This is a genomic window from Aquamicrobium ahrensii (assembly GCF_040545755.1).
GTDB lineage: Bacteria > Pseudomonadota > Alphaproteobacteria > Rhizobiales > Rhizobiaceae > Mesorhizobium > Mesorhizobium ahrensii.
Genome location: NZ_JBEPMN010000001.1, coordinates 454,578 through 471,642 on the forward strand (window position 1 = coordinate 454,578; position 17,065 = coordinate 471,642).

Here is a 17,065-nt window from a genome sequence, read left to right on the forward strand (position 1 = left end):
AAGGGCGGGAATTTCCCGCCCTTTCTTTTTGCAACATACTGCTCGTCGCGCGCGATGGCCCTTCAAGGCCGCGTGTCACGCAGGCAACCGGAACCATGGTTCCCTGAACCCATCGGTTTTCTGTGGGCGTCATGAGGGGAAAAGAGCGTCGTTCCCCTGGATATGGAAAAGAACGAAGCAGTTGTCGTGGTGAAACCACGCCGCTTCGAACTGTTCGTCGAAGCAACAAAAAAGGGCGGGAAAGCCCGCCCTTTTTCCACAGCCGCCGGCCTGCTCAGGTGAGCGGCGAAAGCTGGATTTCCACACGACGATTCTGCGCCCGGCCATCCGCTGTCGCGTTGGTGGCGACGGGGCGGGTCTTTCCGAAACCGCTGACGGCAAAGCGGCGCTGGTCGACGCCCTGCCCGGCCAGATAGTTGGCCACGGAGAGCGCGCGTCGCTGCGACAGATCGTAATTGTGCTGGTCGCTGCCGGTGGAATCGGTATGGCCGTAAACGTCGACCAGCGTCTGGTTATACTTGCGCAGCACCAGCGCCACCGAGTTCAACACCGGATAGAAATCGGCGCGTACGGCATCCTGATCGACGCCGAAGGTGATGTCGGACGGCATGTTGAGCATGATCTGGTCGCCGACACGGGTGACGCTCACGCCGGTCCCCTGCAACTGCGCGCGCAGCTCGGCCTCGTTCTGGTCCATCTTGGCGCCGACAAGGCCGCCGGCGAGCGCGCCAACGCCCGCGCCGATCAGCGCGTTGCGGCGATCGTCGCCGCCCGCCAGCGTTCCGAGCGCCGCACCTGCCAGAGCACCTATGCCGGCGCCGCCGGCCGTGTTGGAAATCTTCTGCTGGCCGGTGTAGGGGTCGGTCGTGCAGGCTGCTGCAAGCGCGCCGACAACCATCATGGCGATCACGGTTCTGGTCTTCATCAGGATTGTCCCTCGTAAGCTGCGGCGCGATGCGCCTTGACCCATTCCGGCCGGTTCTAACACAAAATGCGGCGAAATGCGGAACCCCTTCAGCCGAAATCTGTCCTTTGCGGGGTTGTCCGTCCTGAATTCAGAGCCGTTCAGTCGATATCGGCTATCGCTGCACCTTCGCTTCCGCTGATGCGGTGAGACAGCGATGCTTCCATGAACTCATCCAGATCGCCATCGAGCACGTCTGAAGGGCTGGTCGATTCCACGCCGGTGCGCAGATCCTTCACCAGCTGATAGGGTTGCAGCACATAGGAGCGGATTTGATGCCCCCATCCGATATCGCTCTTGGAGGATTCGGTCGCGTTGGCTGCGGCCTCGCGCTTCTTCAGTTCTTCCTCATACAGGCGCGAGCGAAGCATTTCCCACGCCTTGGCGCGGTTCTTGTGCTGCGAGCGCTCCGCCTGACAGGCCACGGCGATACCGGTCGGAATGTGCGTGATGCGCACGGCCGAATCGGTCGTGTTGACGTGCTGGCCGCCCGAGCCGGACGAGCGATAGGTATCGATGCGCACTTCCGATTCCGGAATCTCGATAACGATCGAGTCGTCGATCACCGGATAGACCCAGACGCTGGCGAACGACGTGTGGCGGCGCGCATTGCTGTCATAGGGCGAAATGCGCACCAGCCGGTGCACGCCCGATTCGGTCTTCAGCCAGCCATAGGCATTGTGGCCCTTGATCAGCACCGTTGCGGACTTGACGCCCGCTTCCTCGCCATCGTGGACTTCCAGAACCTCCACCTTGAAACGGCGGCGTTCGGCCCAGCGCGTGTACATGCGCAACAGCATCGAAGCCCAGTCCTGGCTCTCCGTGCCGCCGGCACCGGCGTGGATTTCCATATAGGTGTCGTTGGTGTCGGCCTCGCCCGAAAGCAGCGTTTCGACCTGCCGCGCCTTGACCTCGCCGCGCATCGAGCGCAACGCATCCTCGGCCTCGGCGACGATGCTGTCGTCACCCTCCTCCTCACCCATGGCGATGAGTTCGAGATTGTCCGCCAGCGCCTGCGTCAGGCTTTTTACCGCGCCGATCCCGTCTTCGAGCGTCTGGCGCTCGCGCATCAGTTTCTGGGCTTCCTGCGGATCGTTCCAGAGGCTGGAATCCTCCGCCAGGACATTCAGGTACTCCAGTCGTTTCAGAGCCTGATCCCAGTCAAAGATGCCTCCTCAGCAGGCTTATGGCCTGCTTGATTTCGTCGACAATGTTCTGCGTTTCGGCGCGCATGGCGGGCGCTGTTCCCTTGTTTGGATGGGATGATTTGATTGGTTGGCGCGATACATAGGCAGCAGCGTCACGCCTGTAAAGCAAAATGGGCAGGTCCAGGTTCCGCCCATCTGTAGCGCCGGAGCAAAAGGTCAGTACAGACCGCCGCCGCCCGACTGGATGGCCTGGCTGGCCTGCGGGGACAGCGCCTCGCCATAGCCGTTGGAGCCATCCTCGCCCATGCCGATCACCCAATAGGAATCCGCGGGGCCAGTGCCGGGTTTGAACGCCTCGACGATAGTGCCGGGCTGGCCGGCGGTGGCGTGCATGCCGGTCTTGCGATCGATCGACACAAGGTTCATGCCTTCGGGCGTCTTGAAGTCGACGTTGGGCGTGCCCTCCAGCGCCACCCGCATGAAATCCTTGAAGACGGGAGCGGCGAGGCCGCCGCCGGTGGTGCCCCGGCCAAGACTGCGCGGCTTGTCGTAACCCAGATAGACTCCCACCACGAGGTTCGGCGTATAGCCAATGAACCAGGCGTCCTTCTCGTCATTGGTGGTGCCCGTCTTGCCGGCGATGTGGCGGCCAAGTTCCGCGACGGAGGTGGCTGTGCCACGCTGCACCACACCCACCATCATGGAGGTGATCTGATAGGCGGTCATCGGGTCGAGAACCTGCTCGGCGTTGTCCACCAGTTCCGGCTCCGGCTGGTTCTGCCATTCGCCGGCGTTGCAGCCTTCGCAGCCGCGGTCGTCATGCTTGAACACGGTCTTGCCGTAACGGTCCTGAATGCGGTCGATGAGCGACGGTTTTATCGATCGGCCCCCATTAGCCATGATCGCATAGGCGGAAACCATGCGCATCACCGTCGTCTCGCCAGAACCCAGCGACATCGGCAGATAGGGCGCCAGCTTGTCGTAGACGCCGAAGCGCTCGGCGTATTCGGCGACCAGCTTCATGCCCATGTCGTTGGCCAGCCGCACCGTCATCAGATTGCGCGAACGCTCGATGCCTGAACGCAGCGTCGACGGACCGGCGGCGCGGCCGTCATAGTTCTTGGGGGTCCATGTGGTGTTGCCGCTCTGGATCGTGATCGGTCCATCCATGATGACCGAGGCCGGCGTGTAGCCGTTGTCGAGCGCGGCCGCATAGACGATCGGCTTGAACGATGAGCCAGGCTGGCGCATCGCCTGCGTTGCGCGGTTGAATTCGGACTGCGCATAGGAAAAGCCGCCGACCATGGCCAGAACGCGGCCGGTATGAGGGTCCATGGCGATCATGCCGCCGCTCACCTCAGGCAACTGGCGCAGCGCATAGGCATTGTCGGAGCCTTCGCGCTTTTCCACAAAGATGACGTCGCCCGGCTTCAGCACATCGGCGGGTGAATTTGCCTTGAGCGTCTTGCCGTCGACCACATGACGCATCGCGAAGGACATGTCCTCCTTAGAAACCGTTGCCTCGACGCGCTCCTTGACCAGTTCTCCGGAAACCTGTCGCGCCGGCTTGAGGCCGACGCGGAGGCCCGAAGCGCCGCTTTCCAGAACCACGGCCAGCGTCCATTCCGGCACGTCGTCGAGGCTCTTGACCTCGCCCAGCGGCACGCCCCAGTCTCCGGAAACATCGATGCTCGCCACCGGGCCGCGATAGCCGCGCAAGGTGTCGTATTTGATAAGACCGGTCTGCATCGCCTTGCGCGCGACACGCTGCATCTCGGGGTTGAGCGTCGTCCGCACGGAAAGCCCGCCTTCGTAGAGCGCGCTCTGGCCATAGCGCGCGCTTATCTCGCGACGGACCTCCTCGGTGAAATATTCGCCGGCGAAGAGATAGGTGCCGCCGCGGCGCGGTTTCACGCCCAGCCCTTCCGCCTTGGCCTTGTCCGCCTCTTCACGCGAAATGTAATTGTTCTCCACCATCTGGTCGATCACCCAGTTGCGGCGCTCCAGCGCACGCTCGGTATGACGGAATGGATGGTAGTTGGACGGGCCTTTGGGAAGCGCAGCCAGATAGGCGGCCTCGGAGGTGGTCAGTTCGTTGACCGATTTGTCGAAATAGGTCAGCGCCGCGCCGGCGATGCCGTAGGAACCGAGCCCGAAAAAGATCTCGTTGAGATAAAGTTCAAGGATGCGATCCTTGGAATAAGCCTGCTCGATGCGGAACGACAGGATCATTTCCCTGATCTTGCGTTCATAGGTCTGGTCCGAAGACAGCAGGAAGTTCTTCGCCACCTGCTGCGTGATGGTGGAGGCGCCCACCTGACGGCGTCCCGAACCCATGTTCTGGAAATTGGTGACCACGGCGCGCGCCAGACCGGTCGCGTCGATGCCGGGGTGATTGTAGAAATTCTTGTCTTCCGCCGAAAGGAAAGCGGCCTTCACGCGATCCGGCACCGCCTGGATCGGCAGGTAAAGCCGCCGTTCATGCGCATATTCGGCCATCAGCGAACCATCCGAGGCGTGGATGCGCGTCGTCACCGGCGGCTCGTAATTGGCCAGAACCTCATAGTCGGGCAGATCCTTGGCCAGGCTACCGATGTAGATCGCCACGGCTCCCGCGACGAGCAAGGCAAGCGCGGTGCCGATGCCGAAAAAGTAGCCGATAAGCCGAATCATGCCCGCTCCAGTCGAGAGTCCGCCACCTCCCTGGAAGACGCAGCCTCGCGCGCAAGGTTCCCGGGGGAGGTCCAAGATCGGGAACCAATGTCGCCCTGATGTGGGTAAATTACGGCAACAGGCAAACTCGATTCTCGATTGCGGAAACAATATCGCACTGTGTTGTGCGCTTGCAACGCCGCAGTGCAGCCGGAAGTTGTCTCAACCGCCCGCCCCAGCCTTTGCGGAAGCAAAAGCGGAAATGGCGTTTATGATGCTGGAGGCGGCCTTGTCGCGCCATTCAGGATTGATGAGTTGCGCCTCGTCTTCGGGATTGGACAGATAGCCAAGCTCGACCAGCACGGAAGGCACATCCGGCGCGCGCAGCACCTTGAAGCCGGCGAACCGGTGCGGATTGTTGATAAGGCCGACCGTCGTCGAAAGCTCTCCCACCAGCGTATTGGCGAAGCTCATCGAGAATGAATGCGTCTCCCGGCGGATGAGATCGAACAGGATGTCGGCCACCTCCGGGCTGTCCACCTTCACTTCGATGCCGCCGAGCTGGTCCGAAAGGTTCTCACGCTCGGCAAGCGCCTGCGCCTCGGCGTCCGACGCCTTGTCCGACACGGTGTAGACGGTTGCCCCGCGAATGCCTTTCAGCCGGATCGTATCGGCGTGGATCGAGATGAACAGGTCGGCCTCGTTCTGGCGCGCGATGCGCACCCGCTCATCCAGCCGCAGGAAGGCGTCGCTGTCGCGGGTCAGCATGACATCGTATTTGCGGGTGGCGTCCAGCTTCGCCTTGAGCTCACGCGCAAAAGCCAGAGTGACTTCTTTTTCCTGGGTTCCGCTCACCCCTTCCGCGCCGCCGTCGACGCCGCCATGGCCAGGGTCAAGCACCACGGTGAAGCGACGCAGCGGGTGTTTGCTCTTGCGGTCGCCCTTGTCGCCCGCCACGGTCGCAGCCGTGGTCATGGCCTGCTCCGCCAGCGCTTCCTCGAACTGCCGGTCGGAAGCGGCGGAAATCTCGACCGCGATGCGCTGGCCCGGACCGTCCTCGTTCGGGAGCACATCGAGCCTGTCTACGAGGAAAGGCCCCTTGCCGATGATCACCAGCCGGGAAACTCCGTCGCCGCTCTTGCCGTAGCGCACGCCCGAGACCAACCCTCTCGCCTTGAGGTCGGCCGCGGCAAGGCGCATTTCTGTGGAAGGAAGATCGATGACCAGCCTGTGGGGCGCGCGCAACAGGAACCATCTCGGTTCCGGCTCGCCGTCGAAATTCAGCACGATGCGCATTTTGGTGGCGTCGCCGGCCATCTTGTATTCGATGGCGGTCACGGGGTCGGCCGCCAGCGCCGGGGGCGCGGCGAGCCCCTGAATCCCGGCCAGCAACAGCAACAGGGCAAGGAGGCCGCCGAGCCGGCGGCAAAGGCCCGCTGGCTTGCTCAACTGCGCATCCGCACCCATATAATGTCGCGTGGCTTCCATTGCGGCGGCTTGCCTGTCGTTGATCGTGGCGCCGATACGACGCAGTTCGATTAACAGTTCGTAGCCAGAGAAGGTTAACCAAGCCTTTTCAGGAGCGACCTTACGCGACGTAAGGCCTATTTGCCGGCATCCGAAAACGGGGTTGCCTTCCATCTCGCCAAATCTTAAAAGCAGCGGTGGACTACCGCAATCTCGCAACCGTCCCTTGCGGCTCGCTGCCTTTCCATGATTGGCTGGCGGCCTTCCAGCGGGGTCGATACGGTTCGCGGCTGGTCACAAAAAGGTTTTCGCAGACATGGACCCGTGGCGGGGAGTGGTCTGCGTTCAGGAAAACGGCTGGGATGTGCCCCGCCGGCTCTGGTCAAGAGCAAACAAGCTGGTCCGGTTTCCGGGCTTTGGTTCAAGAGGTCCACTGGCTGACTATGCCTTCAAGCGCCATCATGGAAAGGTCCGCATCACACCGCGCCACATTGGCAGCGGGCGGCTCCGCCATCGCGCTTCGGCCGCGGCACAGGGACATACAATTATCCGGCACCCTCACCCATTTTAACCGGCAGCGGGCTTGGCCCGGCTGGCCGGCGCTGGCGGCTGCCGGGAGGACACGCAGTAATGCCCAACAACAAGATGCTTATAGACGCCTCCCACCCGGAGGAAACCCGCGTTGTCGTCGTTCGCGGTAACCGCATTGAAGAATTCGATTTCGAATCCCAGGACAAGAAGCAGCTCAAAGGAAATATCTATCTTGCCCGCGTAACGCGGGTGGAACCTTCGCTTCAGGCGGCTTTTGTCGAGTATGGTGGAAACCGGCACGGTTTCCTCGCCTTTTCGGAAATTCACCCCGATTACTACCAGATTCCGGTCGCCGACCGGCAGGCGCTTCTCGCGGCCGAGGCCGAGGAAGCACAGGCTGATCATGACGATGAGAATGGCGGCGGCGACGAGCGCAAGGAACGCGATCGTTCACGCCGCAACCGCCGGCGCGGCAGCAAGGCGCGCGACACCGGCGAGGATGCGAATCGCGTCGAAGCAGCCGCTGACGAGACAACCATTGATGATGAGGCCGCCTCCGAAGAGGTCGTGGCGATCGAAGAAATGGCTTCCGATGACGGCGTGGTAACGCCACAGGCGGACGAAAATTCCGACCCTGCGACGGATGCGGAGCGCAGCCCGGCCGAAACAGCCATCGAGGCGCAAGAAGAAGACGTCGACGAGGCGGAAACCGGTTCCCCCGACGACAAGCCGGCGTCCATGGCGGCAATTGTCGAAACCGATGTGATTTCCGAGGAGGTTTCCACCGAAACTGTGGAAACCTCGGGCGAAGAGCAGGAAAATGCCGACCGTGGCACGGTCGAGGAAGTCGCCTCGTCCAATGGCGACGACCATGAAGTCGAATCGGTCGGGGCCGAGGATGCTCTGGAAGAGGCCCGCAGCCGCCGCAAGCCGCTGCGCCGCCAGTACAAAATTCAGGAAGTCATCAAGCGTCGCCAGATCCTGCTCGTGCAGGTCGTCAAGGAAGAGCGCGGCAACAAGGGCGCGGCTCTCACCACCTATCTGTCGCTGGCTGGCCGCTATTCGGTGCTGATGCCCAACACGGCGCGCGGCGGCGGCATTTCGCGCAAGATCACCAACGCGCAGGACCGCAAGCGCCTGAAGGAGATCATGACCGATCTTGAGGTGCCGGAAGGCATGGGCGTCATCCTGCGCACCGCCGGCGAAAGCCGCACCAAGGCCGAGATCAAGCGCGACTACGAATATCTGATGCGCATGTGGGAGAATGTCCGCAACCTGACGCTCCAGTCCACGGCGCCGGCCCTCGTCTATGAGGAAGGTTCGCTCATCAAGCGTTCGGTGCGCGATCTCTACAACAAGGACATCGGCGAGGTGCTCGTCTCCGGCGAGGAAGGCTATCGCGAAGCGAAAGACTTCATGCGCATGCTGATGCCCAGCCACGCCAAGGTCGTGCAACCCTACCGCGACACGACGCCGATCTTCGTGCGCTCCGGCATCGAAGGCCAGCTCGACCGCATGGTGCAGCCACAGGTGACGCTCAAGAGCGGCGGCTATCTCATCATCAACCAGACGGAGGCGCTGGTCTCCATCGACGTCAACTCGGGCCGCTCCACCAAGGAGCATTCCATCGAGGAAACGGCCCTGCACACCAATCTGGAAGCGGCCGAGGAGGCTTCCCGCCAGTTGCGTCTGCGCGATCTTGCCGGCCTCATCGTCATCGACTTCATCGACATGGAGGAAAGCCGCAACAATCGCGCTGTCGAAAAGCGGCTCAAGGAATGCCTCAAGAACGACCGCGCCCGCATCCAGGTCGGTCGCATCTCGCATTTCGGCCTGCTGGAGATGTCGCGCCAGCGCATCCGCGCCAGCGTTCTGGAATCGACCATGAAGCCCTGCCCGCACTGCGGCGGCACCGGGCATGTGCGCTCGGATTCTTCCGTCGCGCTGATGGTCGTTCGCGCCATCGAGGAATTCCTGCTCAAGGATTCGCGTCATCACATCACGGTGCGCACACCTGCGGCCACGGCGCTCTATGTGCTCAACCACAAGCGCAGCATGCTGATCGAGCTGGAGAAGCGATTCGGCGTGACGATCACCATTGAGGCCGACGAAAGCACTGCATCGCAGCATTACCTCATCGCGCGCGGCGCTATCGCCGAGAAGCCCGAAGGGTTCGTTGAAATCCGCACGCAGACCGGTTTTGCCGACGAGCCGGAGCCCGAGGACGACATCGTCATCGAGGATGAAGAAGAGACGGAAGAGGCGAGCGCCCCTCAGGACGAGGACGGCAACGGTGAAAACCAGCGCGACCGCAAGCGCCGCCGCCGCCGTCGCCGTCGTGGCGGTCGCGACCACGATCACGGCGAGCAGACGCACGAGGCTGGTTCCGATTCGGTGTCGGATACAGCCGACGATGCTGCCGAAGAGGCCGGCGACGAGACCGAAGCTGTCTCCGAAAGCGAAACCGGATCTGTGAAAGCGGAAGCGGAGGAAGACTCCCAGCCCAAGAAACGCCGGCGCGGCAAACGCGGCGGCCGCCGCAACCGCAATGGCGATGAGGAAGGCGTCGAGGCCACGGCCGATGCCGACGGGGCAGACGAAGGCGATGTAACGGCGCAAGAGCCAGCCGCCGCTCTCCCGGTCGAGGCCGAAACTGGCGAGGCGGAAGCCTCTGTGACCGAAGCGCCCACGGAAGCTGATCCCGCGGTAACGACCGAGGTGACGGAAGACGCCGGGAAGGCGGCAGAGCCCGTCGAAGAGGCTCCTGCCGAAAAGCCGAAACGCACGCGCCGCACCACGACACGCGCCAAAAAGGCCAAGGCCGAGGAAGTTCCGGCAGAAGCAACCGGCGTAGAGACGCCCGCCCAGCCGGAAACGCCCGCCGAAGCTGAAACCGCTCCGTCCATCGAGGTTCAGGCCGCCGCCGGGTCGCCTGTCGTCAATGGCTCGGTCGAGGAAGCACCTGCCGCAAAACCGAAGCGCACGCGCCGCAAGGCCGTCGCTGCCGAAGCCCCCGCCGAACCGGTGGTTTCATCCGTGGTTCCGGAGACAGAGTCTGCCCCCGCGGAAGAAAAGCCGAAGCGGGCCGGCTGGTGGCAGCGCAAGGGCTTCTTTTAGAGCGGCGGACCGACAAGTGTAGGCGGTCGGATTATTCCGATGCTCGATCAAAGTGTTGGAGCGCCGTGCATCCGGCAGGACGCACGGCGCTCCAGGAACCTGACATTTCGGTTGTAAGATCAAAGACCCGGCCGCCAAAAACAGCCGGGTCTTTTTGTTCGTGAAAACCGGCAAGGATCAGGCCCCGAACACCGACCAGTTCATGGCGCGCGCCAGTTTTTCCAGCGCCAGCGTTCCCAGTTGCGAATTGCCATGCGCATTCAGGCCGGGCGACCAGACAGCCACCGAACCGACGCCCGGCACAGCTCCCATTATGCCGCCGCCCACACCGCTTTTGGCCGGAATGCCGACACGGAACGCAAAATCGCCCGAGCCGTCATAGTGGCCGCAAGTCAGCATCAGGGCGCTGATGCGCCGGGCCCGTTCCGCCGATACGACCGAGTGGCCGTCGGCGCTGCGTCCCCGATCCGCCAGAAAACGTCCGGCCAGCGCAAGCTGCCGGCAATTCATGGCGATGGCGCAGTGGTGGAAATAGACGCCCAGCGCGAGTTCCGGCGAATGGTCGAGATTGCCGAATGATTTCATGTAATTGGCGAGCGCGGCGTTGCGAAACCCGGTGGCGCGCTCCGATGCGGCCACCTGATGATCGATCACAATGCCGTCGTCATCGGCAAGGAACTGCATGAAACGCAGGATTTCCCCGATGGCTTCGCGCGGCTGGTGGCCAGCCAGAAGAATGTCGGCGACGACGATGGCGCCCGGATTGATGAAGGGATTGCGCGGCACGCCGGCTTCATGTTCGAGCTGAACGATGGAGTTGAAGGGATTGCCGGACGGCTCGCGCCCTACCCTGCGCCACAACGAATCCCCCACCTTGCCGAGCGCCAGTGTGAGCGTGAACACCTTGGAGACGCTCTGGATGGAAAAGCTCTCCTCGGCGTCTCCGGCGGTCAGCACCCGGCCGTCGACGAGGGCGACCGCGATCCCGAACCTGTCAGGATCCACCTTGGCCAGTTGGGGGATGTAGTCCGGCAGCGCGCCGCGATCCGTGCGCATCGACATTTCCGCGGCGATTTCATCCAGAACGCCCTGCAAATCCGGCACGTCCTGCCTCCTCCCGTCTGCTTCAAACCTGGAGCGGTTGTGGCTTTCACTGAATCGGCAGAACCGCTCCATCTCTTTGTTCTAGCCGCATTTCCGGAAGCAAAACCGATTCACACTTCTGCTGGAAACGCTCTATTTCAGCCAGCGCTCCAGACGCGCCAGAGCCTCGGTCATGTCGCTGTTGCTGCCAGCATAGGAAAAGCGGATGTAGCGATGCCCCTGAAGGGGGTCGAAATCCTTGCCCGGCGTGGCTGCGACATGCGCTTGCGTCAGCATGCGCCCGGCAAATTCCATGCTGTCGTTTGTGTGGCGGCTGACATCGCAGAAGGCGTAGAACGCCCCGTCCATGGGCGCGGCCAGCGGAAAGCCGAGTTCTGGCAGGCGTCGCATCAGCAGCTCGCGATTCTGCGCATAGCGCGCCTTGACCGCCTCAAGTTCGGCCGTTGCGGAAAAAGCCTCCAGGGCCGCGATCTGCGACAGTTCGGGAGCGGAAATATAGAGGCTTTGCGCGATGCGCTCCACCGGCCGCACCAGCTCCTGCGGCAACACCATCCAGCCGATACGCCATCCCGTCATGCAATAATATTTGGAGAAGGAGTTGATGACCGTAACCTCGTCGCCATAGGCAAGTGCGGTCGTGTCCGGCGCGCTGTAAGCCAGCCGATGATAGATTTCGTCGGAAATCACCGTGATGCCAAGTTCGCGTGCGGCTGCGACCAGCGCAGCCAGCTCTGTCTCGGGAATCACCGCGCCTGTCGGGTTTGCGGGGCTGGCGAAAAGCACCCCCTTCAGCGGCTTGTGCGCATGAGCCGTCCGAAGATGCGCGGCGTTCAGATGGGGCGCGCCATCCAGCTCGATTTCGACAACCTCGATGCCGAGCGCCATCATGATGTTGCGATAGGCCGGATAGCCGGGGGCCGCGATGGCCACACGGTCACCGGCGTCGAACATCGCAAGGAAGGCGAGATTGAAGGCGGCGGACGAGCCTGTTGTCACGGCGATGCGGGCGGCCGAGACCTCCACGCCGTAATGTTCGGAATAATGGCGCGCAATGGCTTCCCGCAGGCTCATGAGGCCGAGCGCGTCCGTATAGCCGATACGTCCGCGCTCCAAAGCCTCGGCGGCCGCACGCCGCACCGCGGCGGGAGCCGGGTCGGATGGCTGCCCGACCGCCATGGAAATAACGTCGATGCCCTGCGCGATCAGCCGGTTCGCGCCGGCAAGAACGTCCATCGCGTGAAATGGCTCGATCTGTCCGCGACGCGACGACGACACACTCATTTGCAACAATCCTCATTCCATAATGGCCAACCGGGCGCAGCCACGCGCCGCACAATTGCCCTATTGCTGTGGGGATCACAAGTTCATGAACTTTACGCCAGCGCCTTTTCATCGCACGAAGGCTCAGCTACGAGTGGAGCGGAAATGACGAACCTGCCCATAAACGTCCGGTCTGCGGCCCGGGTTGGCAAGGTGCTGGCCACCGTGTCGCTTGGCGTCGCCATGCTGGCTTCGGCCTGTGCGCAGAGCTTTGCGCAAGGCGTCCCGGTTGTGCGCGATGCCGAGATCGAGGCGCTGGTGCGCGACTATTCGCGTCCCATCTTCAATGCGGCCGGTCTCTCCAAAGCCGGTATCCAGATCGTTCTGGTCAATGACAAGAGCTTCAACGCCTTTGTCGCCGGACGCCGCATGTTCATCAACACCGGCGCACTGATGCAGGCCGAAACCCCCAATGAGATCATCGGCGTCATCGCCCATGAAGCGGGTCATCTCGCTGGCGGGCACCAGCAGAGACTGCGCGATCAACTCGAACGCGCCAAGACCATGGCCATCATCGCCGGACTGCTGGGCGCAGGCGCCATTGTGGCCGGCGGGGCCACCGACAGTCGCGGCCTTGCCGGCGCGGGCATAGGCCTCGCCACCGGCGGCAGCGAGGTGGCGCGCCGCAGCCTGCTGTCCTATCAGCGCGGCGAGGAAATGGCGGCGGACCGTTCCGCGATCACCTATCTCGACAAGACCGGCCAGTCCGGCAAGGGCATGCTCACCACCTTCCAGCGCTTCCAGAGTGCGCTGTCCTTGTCGGGCGCAAGGGTCGATCCCTATCGCGTCAGCCATCCCATGCCGCAGGACCGCATTTCCAACCTGCAGACGCTGATCCAGAAAAGCCCGAACTACAACAAGGCGGATTCGGCGGCCCTTCAGCAGCGGCACGATATGGCGCGCTTCAAGATCGCGGCCTACACGCAGGGCCAGGCGGCGGCCTCGCGCATGATCGCCAAGAATCCGGGAACGCTCGCCGCCAGATATGGCGACGCGCAGGTGACCTATCTGTACGGCAACCCGCGGTCGGCCCAGAGCAAGGCTGATGCGCTCATCAAGGCGCAGCCCGGCAATCCGTACTTCCATGAGCTGCGCGGCGATATCCTTATGAAGGCGGGCCGGCCCAAGGAGGCGGCGACAGCCTATGGCAAGGCCATCCAGCTGGATCCGGCCAAATCCGGCCTGCTGCCGGTGATGCAGGGGCAAGCCCTGCTTGCAATCGGTACGCCCGACGCGGTGAAGCAGGCCGTCGCGCAGATCAACAAGGGCCTGGAGCGCGACCGCGAAAACATTTCCGCCTATCGCCATCTGGCGCAGGCGCAGGGCATGCTCGGCAATGTAGCCGAAGCGGAACTGGCGACCGCCGAAGGCTATTATTACTCCGGCGCATATAAGGATGCCGCGATATTCGCCGCCCGCGCCCAGACCCGCCTGAAACCCAACTCGCCTGCATGGATGCGCGCGCAGGACATCATCAATCAGGGCAAATCGGCCCGCAGGTAACGCCATTCGCGCAACGCAGCGCTCAGACAAGGACGATCATCATGAAAAAAACGGTTCTGCTCGGCGCTTCGGCATTGGGGCTGGCGCTGCTTGCCGCCGGCTACGTCGCTGGCGACCGCGATGTTGCAATGACGACCCGTGCGCAAGCCGAGACACTGGATCGCACGGCGATCGAAAACATCGTGCGCGAATATCTGCTGGCCAATCCGGAAATTCTGCTGGAAGCGCAGGATGCGCTGGAGGCGAAGCAGCAGGAGCAGCAGCGCCTCGTCCATCTCGACACGATCAAGCAGAACAAGGACGCCATCTTCAACTCAAGCTTCGACGGCGTTGTCGGCAATCCCGACGGCAAGATCACCATCGTCGAGTTTTACGATTACAATTGCGGTTACTGCAAACGCGCCATGGACGACATGGACGCGCTGACCAAGGCCGATCCGGAGTTGCGCTTCGTGCTCAAGGAATTCCCGATCCTCAGCGCGGATTCGCAGAAGGCCAGCATCGTCTCCATGGCGTTCCACCTCATGCAGCCTGAAAAATACGGCGAGTTCCACCGTGCGCTGATGGCTACGGAAGGTCGCGCCACCGAAGATGAGGCGATCAGGATCGCCGTGTCGCTAGGCGCAGACGAAGCCGAATTGCGCGAGAAGATGAAGGACCCCTCCATTCCGCAGGCGCTTTCAGCCACCTATGAGCTGGCAACCAAGCTCTCGGTCACCGGCACGCCGTCCTATGTCGTGGGCGAGGAAGTCGTGTTCGGCGCGCTCGGCAAGGAAGTGCTGGCCGGCAAGATCGCGGCAGCCAGGGAAGCCCTCTGACATAGAATCGGCTTGATCGCCGGGGTAAGCCTGCTGTGGACAGGCAAAGAAGCGGCTTGCGCTCTTTTCGCACCGGGTTAAGCGCATTATAGAAGGTCCGGCGCGGGTGATCGACTTCCGCCACAGGACAAGGTCGGCATATTGAAAACTGTTTTCGTTCTGAACGGTCCCAATCTCAACATGCTCGGCAAGCGGGAGCCTTCCATCTATGGAACGCAGACGCTTGACGGCATCGCCGACCTTTGCCGCGAGTCCGGCCGCACCCTCGGGTTGGAGGTGGATTTCCGCCAGACCAACCATGAAGGCGTGCTGGTCGACTGGATTCATGAAGCCGCCGACAAGGCTGCGGGCGTCGTCATCAACGCCGCCGCCTACACCCACACTTCGATTGCCCTTCTCGACGCCGTCAAGGCGGTTCAGCCCTTGCCGGTCGTGGAAGTGCATCTTTCCAACATACATGCCCGCGAACCGTTCCGGCACGTCTCAAAGATCGCGCCGAACGCCGCGGGAATGATCTGCGGCTTCGGCCCGCTCGGCTATACGCTGGCGTTGCAGGCGCTCGCCGCGCGACTGTAACCGGCAACAACAAGAAGGCTCGACCATGACAAGCAAGAAAACCGGTGTTGACCAGCAACTGATCCGCGATCTGGCGGGAATCCTGAACGACACCAACCTGACCGAAATCGAGGTCGAGAACGAAGATTTCAAGGTGCGCATTTCGCGCCAGGCGCAGGCGGTTCACGCCGTCGCCCCCGCCTACGCTCCCGCGCCTGCTGCGCAGGCCGCGGCGCCTGCCGCCCCGGCCGCACCCGCGGCGCCTGACCTGTCCAAGAACGCTGTGCCCTCGCCGATGGTCGGCACCGCCTATCTCGCGCCTGCTCCGGGAGCCAAGGTGTTCATCGAGGTCGGCCAGAAGGTCAGCGAAGGCCAGACTCTGCTCATCATCGAGGCGATGAAGACCATGAATCAGATCCCCGCTCCCCGCGCCGGGACCGTCACCGCCATACTGATCGAGGACGCGCAGCCGGTCGAGTTCGGCCAGCCGCTGGTTGTGGTCGAGTAGGCCAGTTGGGCATGTTCCAGAAAATACTCATAGCCAATCGCGGCGAGATCGCGCTCCGGGTGCTCCGGGCCTGCAAGGAACTCGGCATCCAGACCGTCGTCGTCCATTCGACCGCCGATTCCGACGCCATGCATGTGCGTCTCGCCGACGAGGCCGTCTGCATCGGCCCGCCGCCTTCGCGCGACAGTTACCTGAACATCCATCAAATCGTCGCCGCCTGTGAGATCACCGGCGCCGACGCCGTGCATCCGGGCTACGGCTTCCTGTCGGAAAACGCCAAGTTCGCTGACATCCTGGCTGCTCACAACATCACCTTCATCGGCCCGTCCGGCGACCATATCCGCATCATGGGCGACAAGATTGAGGCCAAGCGCACCGCCAAGCGGCTCGGAATCCCGGTCGTTCCGGGTTCGGAAGGCGCGGTGAGCGAGGAAAGCGAGGCCAGGCGCATCGCCGCCGAGATCGGATACCCGGTCATCATCAAGGCGTCCGCCGGCGGCGGCGGACGCGGCATGAAAGTGGCCCGTTCCGAAAGCGAACTGGAAATTGCCCTCGCCACCGCCCGTTCGGAAGCGGGCGCGGCCTTCGGCGACGATTCCGTCTATATCGAAAAATATCTGGAGAAGCCGCGCCACATCGAATTGCAGGTGTTCGGAGACGGCGCAGGCAAGGGCGTGCATTTCGGCGAACGTGACTGCTCGCTGCAACGCCGGCACCAGAAGGTCTGGGAAGAAGCCCTCTCCCCGGCTCTCAACGAGGCCGAGCGCAATCGCATCGGCACAATCTGCGCCAACGCTGTTGCCGAACTCGGCTATTCGGGCGCCGGCACGATTGAGTTCCTTTACGAGAACGGCGAGTTCTATTTCATCGAAATGAACACGCGCCTGCAGGTCGAGCATCCGGTGACGGAAGCCATCACCGGCATCGATCTCGTCCACGAGCAGATCAGGGTAGCCTCGGGCGGCGGGCTGTCGGTGACGCAAAATGACATTCGCTTCCAGGGCCACGCGATCGAATGCCGCATCAATGCCGAGGATCCACGCACCTTCATGCCTTCACCGGGCACCATCACCCATTTCCACACACCCGGCGGGCTGGGCATCCGTGTCGATTCCGGCGTCTATTCGGGCTATCGCATCCCGCCCTACTACGACAGCCTGATCGGCAAGCTGATCGTGCATGGCCGCAACCGCGTGGAATGCATGATGCGCCTTCGCCGGGCGCTGGACGAATTCGTCGTGGACGGCATCAACACCACGCTGCCGCTGTTCCGCGATCTCGTCGGCAATCACGACATCGCGGACGGCAACTATGATATCCATTGGCTGGAAAAGTACCTGGCCAAGGGGGAGTAGCTTGCCGGCGGAGCCTGTCACCG

12 protein-coding genes are annotated in these 17,065 nt (G+C 62.7%); 6 read left to right on the forward strand and 6 right to left on the reverse strand.

Annotation, left to right across the window (positions count from 1 at the left end; all coding sequences use genetic code 11):
• Positions 1-274 precede the first annotated feature (274 nt).
• From ABID44_RS02285 to ABID44_RS02300, 4 genes are all read right to left on the reverse strand, one after another.
• Positions 275-925, reverse strand: coding sequence for a YiaD family glycine zipper/OmpA-like lipoprotein (locus tag ABID44_RS02285; RefSeq protein ID WP_354150049.1), 651 nt, complete (start codon positions 923-925; stop codon positions 275-277).
• A 140-nt stretch (positions 926-1,065) separates the two neighbouring features.
• A protein-coding gene (gene prfB / locus ABID44_RS02290) for a peptide chain release factor 2 (RefSeq protein ID WP_354150050.1) occupies positions 1,066-2,197 on the reverse strand; the annotation gives its coding sequence in 2 pieces (ribosomal slippage) (positions 1,066-2,130 and positions 2,132-2,197; 1,131 coding nt in all).
• A gap of 131 nt (positions 2,198-2,328) precedes the next feature.
• Positions 2,329-4,785 carry a penicillin-binding protein 1A gene (locus ABID44_RS02295; RefSeq protein WP_354150051.1) on the reverse strand — a complete coding sequence of 819 codons (2,457 nt, stop codon included), beginning with the start codon at positions 4,783-4,785 and terminating at the stop codon, positions 2,329-2,331.
• 201 nt (positions 4,786-4,986) lie between these two features.
• Positions 4,987-6,231, reverse strand: a complete 1,245-nt coding sequence (locus tag ABID44_RS02300) for an N-acetylmuramoyl-L-alanine amidase (protein ID WP_378226793.1) — start codon at positions 6,229-6,231, stop codon at positions 4,987-4,989.
• Positions 6,232-6,861: 630 nt separating this feature from the next.
• Here ABID44_RS02300 and ABID44_RS02305 point away from each other — a divergent pair.
• Positions 6,862-9,879, forward strand: a complete 3,018-nt coding sequence (locus ABID44_RS02305) for an Rne/Rng family ribonuclease (protein ID WP_354150053.1) — start codon at positions 6,862-6,864, stop codon at positions 9,877-9,879.
• 177 nt (positions 9,880-10,056) lie between these two features.
• Here the strand turns inward: ABID44_RS02305 and ABID44_RS02310 are convergent, their stop codons facing one another.
• Both ABID44_RS02310 and ABID44_RS02315 read right to left on the reverse strand, forming a co-directional pair.
• Positions 10,057-10,983, reverse strand: a complete 927-nt coding sequence (locus tag ABID44_RS02310; RefSeq protein ID WP_354150054.1) for a glutaminase — start codon at positions 10,981-10,983, stop codon at positions 10,057-10,059.
• Between the two features lie 132 nt (positions 10,984-11,115).
• Positions 11,116-12,264, reverse strand: a complete 1,149-nt coding sequence (locus ABID44_RS02315; RefSeq protein ID WP_354150055.1) for a pyridoxal phosphate-dependent aminotransferase — start codon at positions 12,262-12,264, stop codon at positions 11,116-11,118.
• 144 nt (positions 12,265-12,408) lie between these two features.
• On the opposite strand from ABID44_RS02315, the gene ABID44_RS02320 reads away from it, so the two are divergent.
• The 5 genes from ABID44_RS02320 (at position 12,409) to accC (ending at position 17,042) form a co-directional block, all read left to right on the forward strand.
• Positions 12,409-13,806 carry a M48 family metalloprotease gene (locus ABID44_RS02320; protein ID WP_354150056.1) on the forward strand — a complete coding sequence of 466 codons (1,398 nt, stop codon included), beginning with the start codon at positions 12,409-12,411 and terminating at the stop codon, positions 13,804-13,806.
• 41 nt (positions 13,807-13,847) lie between these two features.
• Complete coding sequence (locus tag ABID44_RS02325; RefSeq protein WP_354150057.1) at positions 13,848-14,624, forward strand: DsbA family protein; 777 nt, start codon at positions 13,848-13,850, stop codon at positions 14,622-14,624.
• Positions 14,625-14,765: 141 nt separating this feature from the next.
• Positions 14,766-15,200 carry a type II 3-dehydroquinate dehydratase gene (aroQ, locus tag ABID44_RS02330; RefSeq protein WP_354150058.1) on the forward strand — a complete coding sequence of 145 codons (435 nt, stop codon included), beginning with the start codon at positions 14,766-14,768 and terminating at the stop codon, positions 15,198-15,200.
• A 25-nt stretch (positions 15,201-15,225) separates the two neighbouring features.
• Complete coding sequence (gene accB, locus ABID44_RS02335; protein ID WP_354150059.1) at positions 15,226-15,687, forward strand: acetyl-CoA carboxylase biotin carboxyl carrier protein; 462 nt, start codon at positions 15,226-15,228, stop codon at positions 15,685-15,687.
• 11 nt (positions 15,688-15,698) lie between these two features.
• Positions 15,699-17,042 carry an acetyl-CoA carboxylase biotin carboxylase subunit gene (accC, locus tag ABID44_RS02340; protein WP_354150060.1) on the forward strand — a complete coding sequence of 448 codons (1,344 nt, stop codon included), beginning with the start codon at positions 15,699-15,701 and terminating at the stop codon, positions 17,040-17,042.
• The last annotated feature ends 23 nt before the right edge of the window (positions 17,043-17,065 follow it).

Bases quoted from the DNA above. Each gene is read 5' to 3' on its own strand.
- ABID44_RS02325 (WP_354150057.1), top strand. From the start codon at position 13,848: ATGAAAAAAACGGTTCTGCTCGGCGCTTCGGCATTGGGGCTGGCGCTG.
- ABID44_RS02300 (WP_378226793.1), bottom strand. From the start codon at position 6,231: ATGGGTGCGGATGCGCAGTTGAGCAAGCCAGCGGGCCTTTGCCGCCGG.
- ABID44_RS02285 (WP_354150049.1), bottom strand. From the start codon at position 925: ATGAAGACCAGAACCGTGATCGCCATGATGGTTGTCGGCGCGCTTGCA.
- ABID44_RS02315 (WP_354150055.1), bottom strand. From the start codon at position 12,264: ATGAGTGTGTCGTCGTCGCGTCGCGGACAGATCGAGCCATTTCACGCG.
- accB (WP_354150059.1), top strand. From the start codon at position 15,226: ATGACAAGCAAGAAAACCGGTGTTGACCAGCAACTGATCCGCGATCTG.
- ABID44_RS02305 (WP_354150053.1), top strand. From the start codon at position 6,862: ATGCCCAACAACAAGATGCTTATAGACGCCTCCCACCCGGAGGAAACC.
- ABID44_RS02320 (WP_354150056.1), top strand. From the start codon at position 12,409: ATGACGAACCTGCCCATAAACGTCCGGTCTGCGGCCCGGGTTGGCAAG.
- ABID44_RS02295 (WP_354150051.1), bottom strand. From the start codon at position 4,785: ATGATTCGGCTTATCGGCTACTTTTTCGGCATCGGCACCGCGCTTGCC.
- accC (WP_354150060.1), top strand. From the start codon at position 15,699: ATGTTCCAGAAAATACTCATAGCCAATCGCGGCGAGATCGCGCTCCGG.